Source organism: Bifidobacterium sp. (assembly GCF_051876855.1).
Classification (GTDB): Bacteria; Actinomycetota; Actinomycetes; order Actinomycetales; family Bifidobacteriaceae; genus Bifidobacterium.
In genome coordinates this window covers 1-6,399 of the sequence record NZ_JBJEIH010000090.1, presented here as the reverse complement: position 1 = coordinate 6,399, position 6,399 = coordinate 1, and the positions used below count along the sequence as shown (strand labels likewise).

Genomic DNA, 6,399 nt, shown 5'->3' with positions numbered 1-6,399 from the left:
CTTCCTAAATGACAAGACCACAGCGGATACGTTCTATTCCAGACTCAACACACTCATGAGTACATCAGAATACATCATCCAGTCGGTTCTCATTGACAAAAGAAAGTTCCTCAGCAACTATCCCGACACCAAACAAACACCATATGATGTTGCAGCGCGATTTGGCATCGAGCGCGTGTTTTACGAAGTGCAGGCGCACGGACAAAAAGGACGAAAAACGCCTGTCATATTCGAATGCCGTGGAAAAAAGGAAGACAAGAACCTCGAACATACAATCAACGGCTTGCTCACAGAGAACCGTATCAACGGTTTGAACGACACCGTTCAGCCATTGTGGGCACCGAAAAGCATGAATCTTGCCGGCCTGCAATTCGCCGACTTGACTGCTAGGCCTATCGGAATCCATTATCTGCATCCTCAGCAGCCGAATCGTGCTTGGAATATCATCCGCAAGAAGCTCAGAACAAGCGCTACCGGCTGCATCAAAGGTTATGGCTTGAAGATTTTTCCGTAAAAAAGCGGTTGCTTTGTAGATGCATCTACGAAGCAACCGCCGACCGGGACACCCCAATCCATTTATACAGCAATGATATCAGCAACGGCAAAGCACGTCAAGGCAGCAATATAAATTGAGAACCCGAAGGAAAATCGGAGTCAAGCATCAAGTACCCTCGTCGCATACCAGATACCTGACAACGCAGCAATCATCGCACGACCACCCGCACCCCTCCCCTGTCTACAGCCGGCGTTACCTATGGAATCATCCGGTTTCAACCGGCCGACCGCATGCCGTCATGCCACGCGACCTGCGGAAATCGCGAGGAGAGGGCAACCATGGCACAGGCCGGCGAGACTCGGCATACCGCAACTGACGTGAACGATACCAACACCGCTGCAAACGATGCGATTCCCGAAGCTACAATAAGCGACACAAACACCGCAATCTCCACAGCCGCATCAAGCACCGCAAACACCGTGAACGTCAATACCATCCCAAGCACCTCAAACATCACGAACGCCACAAACAGCAACTCCATCCAGCCAGACCCAACACACCCCGCAATCACCGACGCACGCTCGACCACAGGAAATCTCAAGGGAGACCTGACCCGTGGACCGCTGATTCCCACCATGCTGCGCTTCTCAATCCCCTATCTCATCACCTGCTTCCTGCAAAGCTGCTACGAACTGGCTGATCTGCTCATCGTCGGCAGATTCAACGGCGCGGACTCCGTTTCAGCCGTCTCCACGGGTAGTCAGATGACCCACCTGGTGACCGTCACCATCGTCGGCCTGACCACGGGCGTCACAGTGACCATCAGCCACGCGATCGGCGCCCGACGCATAGGCAAGGTGCAGCGCCAAATCGGACAATCCATCCGCCTGTTCGCCTTTGTCGCGATCATCGCCACCATCGCCCTGACAGCGAGCGCCGACCCGCTGCTGCGCCTGCTGTCCACGCCGCCTGAAGCTTTCAGCCAAGCACACGACTACGTGACCATCTGCTTCTTCGGTACCCCGTTCATCGTCGCGTACAACGTGATCAGCGCGATATTCCGCGGATTCGGCGATTCGCGGCACCCAATGTATTTCGTCGCCCTCGCCGGACTGCTCAACGTGGGACTCGACCTCGCGTTCATCAGCGGCGCACACATGCAAGCGGCAGGCGCCGCGCTCGCCACGGTCATCTCTCAAGCGTTCTCGGTGGTGGCGGCCCTCATCTATCTCAAGTACGCGAACACCGGCGTCCGCCTCCGGAAAACCGACCTCGTCTACGATTGGGCCGGCACGCGGCAGATCCTGACCATCGGCACGCCAATCGCACTGCAGGAACTGTGCATCCAGGTCTCGTTTATCGTGATCACCGCCATCGCCAACGGGCGCGGCTTGGAAATCTCCGCCGCCGTCGGCATCGTCGAGAAAATCATCTCCTTCCTGTTCCTCGTACCCTCGGCAATGCTGTCAACCGTGTCGGTGGTCGCCGGGCAGAACGCCGGTGCACGGCAACATTCGCGCAGCAAAACGGCGCTGCGATACGGCATCACCATGTGCATAGCGTACGGTGCGGTTGTGTGTCTCGCGAGCCAGATCTGGGGCGCGGACATCATGCGCGTCTTCTCCCCGGACGACGAAGCGGTGGTCAGATACGGGGCGCAATACCTGAGCAGTTATTCCTTCGACTGTATTCTGGCGGGCGTCCACTTCTGCTTCAGCGGGTTCTTCAGCGCCTACGGCAAATCCCTGTACACGTTCGCACACAATATTGTGTCGGTGCTGCTCGTGCGCATCCCAGGGGCGTATGCGGCATCCCTGCTGTGGCCGGACAACTTGTTCCCCATGGGATGCGCCGCGCCACTTGGCTCGCTGCTGTCAATCCTCATTTGTTCGGCGCTGTATTACCTGCGATTCAGCAAGCGGCACCCGGCGGCGATTGTCGACGAGCAATGACAGGTGACCGATTGTGTGCCGTGTGAGTCAGCTCTGGCTGCATCATCCCGGCGATGTGCGAGCCAATCCTCACACAATGGCAGCCCGGCCAATCCCAGAGGCTGATTCCCGTGGCCCGACAGGTGACTGTGTGAGCGAATCCTCACACAACGCCCCACAACCAAGCCAAATCAGCATCCCGGGACACATTGCACCGTCATTGTGCGAGCCAATCCTCACACAACCCCGCACTGCCTCGCGCAACCACACGCCGAAGCACCGGTGCCCCGAAGCACCGTCGTTTTCACGCCTGCACACCCGCCACGCACGCGAACACCCGCCCACACAACCGCCAACCGGCTACTTGATCATCGGCCGCAACGGCGCCGAGACGTCCACGGAATGCTTGTCCCCGATCACATTCGGGTCGTTGATAATCTTATCGACCACAGCTTTCTTGAGTTTCATCTGCGAGGCATTCCCCCAGATGATTGTGTAGTTGCCGTTGTCCAGCTCGGTGGTGACGGAATCCTGCGTCTGCGCGGTGACTTTGCTCACCCGCGCCCGCATCGCGTCGGACAGCGAATCCACGACTTTCACCGCAGTCACCACGGACCGGCTCTTCAAGCTTTTGGCAACATCATCCACTTCGATGACCGGAATCCCGGCAGTCGAAGCGTTTTTCACGGAGTTCAGCACCCGTCCCTTGCCGTCGACCGCGGTCAGCGAACCGTCGGGCGTTTTCAGCATGGCGGCGGGCTCCTGCGCGCTGATGGTGACCTGCATACCGTGCGGGTATTGTTTCGTCGCCGTCGCCTTGCTGACACCAGGAATGGCGGCAAGCTGCGTTTCGATGTCATTGGTCGACACCAGAAGCAAGGATTTCCCGGCCTGAGCCGAGGCGATGGACTCCACTTTGCTGCCGCTGACCCATTCGTTGGCTCCGGTCACCGTGATTTGCGCGGAGTCAAGCCGCAGCAACGGCGAGAAGAACAGCGCCCATACGACACCCACGACGGCGGCTATGGACACAATGGCGATCGCCACACGTTTGACGACCATCAGCGTGTTGGCATGCTGCCGTTCCTTGACGCGCGCGTTGAAATCCACGACTTTTGGCCGCGCGGCGACCCCCAACGGCCCGGTACTTTCGCTCAGCGTTTTGGCGACCAAGTCTTCGCTTTGTAACGCCCTGGCATCCACGAATCCAGTCGCTCTGGACACACCAGTTCCGGACGCGCCACCGACGGAGACTCTCCTGCCGCTGTGCGTCGTACTTGCGAGATCAGATCCGCTCCCCTGTTCGCCGCCATCCGCGGATTTGTTCAGCCTGTTGCGTTTCGCTGAGCTCGCCACGCGGCCTTGTTTTGAGGTTCCGCCGTTGTTAGAGATGGCGTCCGAATCCGCGGCCTTGTGTCTATTTCGGGACACAATCGCGCGCAACGACCGCTTGCGGCGGCTCGTGGCCGGCTCCGCGGTACCGCCTGCATTGCTGGATTTGCCGGCATCGTCCGTTGACGATGGACGTCGTTCAGGCACGGTAGCGCGTCCGGATGCTACGGAACGACCCGACGACCCGCGATTTGAGGCGGCGCGGCCGGAAGCCGTCCTGCGGGATACAGGCTTGGACGAGCTCGCGTCCCTGGAACCGCCAGACGACACACCGGGGATGGCTGGACTCGCCACACTCCGGGATTGCCTTGCGACGCGCGGAAAAGTACCGCTCGATGATATCCGAACGTCTTGTGACACGTTGCCTGACAGCGTCTTGTTCCCTGATACAGCGTTTCCCGATGCCGCACTCCCCGATGCTGGGCTCCCCGACACCGTTCTCGATGCCGCGTTGCCGGCTCCGGATCCGGCACGCCGAACGCTGGGGGGTTCAACACGTCCTGCACCGGGTTCAACACGACCGGCGACAGAACGCGGTTCGCGCCCGTTGTGCTGCAGCCCGTCATGCGATGACCCGCCGGCGGACCCACTTCGTGCCACGCGTCCCGGCATATCAATCCCCGCAGTTCTCGCGGTGCGCCTCGAGCGCGTGCAACAGCACCGGACCCATAGCAGTGATATCGCCTGCCCCCACGGTGAAGACCACATCGCCGTGATGCGCGCGCATCGCCATCATCAGCGCCGCGGTATGCATGTCGTCAACCGCACGGATCCAGTCCGCCGGCTCGTGGTCAATCCCCTTGGCGGCATCGACGATGGTCTGCGCGGTGATATCCGGGAAATCCTCCTGCTTTTCGCGTGCCGGGTAAATACCGGTCACAATCACATCATCAGCGAGCGCCAACGCCTCAGCGAACTCGCGTGCGAAGAACTTGGTGCGCGAGAACAGATGCGGCTGGAACAGTACGCGGATGACGGCATCCGGGTAGCGCCGGCGCGCAGCGTTGAGCAGCGCGGTGATTTCGGTGGGGTGATGCGCGTAATCGTCCACGACGGTGACTTGCTTCTCGCATCCGCGCACCTGGAAGCGGCGGGATGCACCGAGGAAGCTTCCCGCGGCTTGCGCGGCGGCATCAGGGTCCATACCCAGCAGTGTGGCGGCGATGATCGCGGCGGTCGCGTTGCGGGCGTTATGAATGCCTGGAATCTTAAGGCTGACGGGGATAGCGTGCGCTTCTCCGGTGAGCGCGGCGGGCATGTCGATGGTGAACCGTTCCTCACCGTCGCCGGCCTGCTCGCTTTCTGAGGTGATGGTGACGATGGCGGCGCCTGCGGCCTGGGCTACGGCGTCAAGCACCATCTGCGCGCTGTGCGTGGTGTAAATAACCGTGCGGTGCATGACCGAATCGTCAAGGCCGCGCAGCACGTCAAGCGCACCCGGGTCGTCAGCGGTCATGACGATATGCCCTCGCGCGTTCGATGCATAGGCGACGAACGCTTCACAATAGCGCTCTGGCGTGCCGTAATGGTCAAGATGGTCCGCTTCGGCGTTGGTGATGATGGCGATGGCAGGCCGATATTTGGCGAAACTGCCGTCCGACTCGTCGGCTTCTGCGACGAGGATGCGCCCGGTGCCGGCATGTCCGCCGTCGAGGGTCTGGCCATCGGGGCCTTGGATGGTGCCACCAATCGCGTAACTGGGATCGGCCAAGTCGCCGGTGCCCGCGTGCACGAGGATATGGGACAGCAGCGAGCTGGTGGTGGTCTTGCCGTGCGCACCTGCCACGGCGACCGCATCATGATGGTTCATGAGCAGTGCGAGGATATCGCTGCGATGCACGATATGCGAGCCTTGGCGCGCCGCGGCGACGATCTCCGGATTGTCCGGCTTGATGGCGCTGGAATACACCACGGTTGATGCGCCGCGCACATTGTCTGCCCGCTGGCCGATCGCAACCTGGATGCCGAGGGCTTCGAGCCGTTCGGTTTTCGCGTTGCGCTCCCTGTCCGAGCCGGTGACGTTCACACCCTGCTCGTGCAGCATTTCAGCGAGGACACTCATGCCCGCTCCCCCGATGCCGATGAAGTGGGTGGTTCCCAAATCGCTGACTCGCTGGTCTTCAGTAAAGGCCGCGACAGTCGGGTCAAGCACGATAGGCTCTGTATTCATGATGGAAGGCACTGCTTTCTCTTGGTTGCTGTCCCTATTATGGCATGATTATGCGTGATGATGGCGTAGCGGCCTGTACACCGGCGGCGTCCCGGCCTACCGGCGCGCCGCCGCAAGGCTGAGGATGTGCCGGGCCATGATGTCGGCTGCATCACGGATGCCATACTGCCAGGCGTGGTCGCCGAGCTCATGCAAACGTTGCGGATCATCCAGCAGTCCGGCGATATGGTCGTGCACCCATGCAGCGGTGAAATCGCTGTCATTGACCATCATGCCGCCGTCCGCGTCGACAACCGGCTGCGCGTTGAAGCGCTGCTCGCCGTTGCCAATCGGCAGCGGAACGTAAATCGCGGGTAGTCCAAGCGCGGTCAGTTCGCACACCGTGCCGGCTCCCGCCCGGCAAATCACCA

The 6,399-nt window shown here is 60.6% G+C and carries 5 protein-coding genes; 2 read left to right on the top strand and 3 right to left on the bottom strand.

Translation table 11 applies throughout. The annotated features are described in order from the left end of the window. Together ACI38B_RS06080 and ACI38B_RS06075 are read left to right on the top strand one after the other, a co-directional pair. The coding region (locus tag ACI38B_RS06080; RefSeq protein WP_439729971.1) for a DUF3800 domain-containing protein at positions 1-514 on the top strand (514 nt) is incomplete at its 5' end. 320 nt (positions 515-834) lie between these two features. After that, entirely contained in the window at positions 835-2,448 is a 1,614-nt protein-coding gene (locus ACI38B_RS06075; RefSeq protein WP_439729970.1) for an MATE family efflux transporter, read from the top strand. Positions 2,449-2,787: 339 nt separating this feature from the next. Here ACI38B_RS06075 and ACI38B_RS06070 read toward each other — a convergent pair whose 3' ends face one another. The 3 genes from ACI38B_RS06070 to ACI38B_RS06060 all read right to left on the bottom strand — a co-directional run. Further along, positions 2,788-3,651, bottom strand: a complete 864-nt coding sequence (locus ACI38B_RS06070) for a cell division protein FtsQ/DivIB (protein ID WP_439729969.1) — start codon at positions 3,649-3,651, stop codon at positions 2,788-2,790. Between the two features lie 781 nt (positions 3,652-4,432). Continuing rightward, positions 4,433-5,989, bottom strand: a complete 1,557-nt coding sequence (gene murC / locus ACI38B_RS06065) for a UDP-N-acetylmuramate--L-alanine ligase (protein WP_439729968.1) — start codon at positions 5,987-5,989, stop codon at positions 4,433-4,435. Positions 5,990-6,085: 96 nt separating this feature from the next. Continuing rightward, positions 6,086-6,399: glycosyltransferase (locus ACI38B_RS06060; protein ID WP_439729967.1), on the bottom strand; the 314-nt coding region annotated here is incomplete at its 5' end.

Coding starts and splice junctions, on each gene's coding strand:
- murC (WP_439729968.1), bottom strand. CDS start 5,989: ATGAATACAGAGCCTATCGTGCTTGACCCGACTGTCGCGGCCTTTACT.
- ACI38B_RS06075 (WP_439729970.1), top strand. CDS start 835: ATGGCACAGGCCGGCGAGACTCGGCATACCGCAACTGACGTGAACGAT.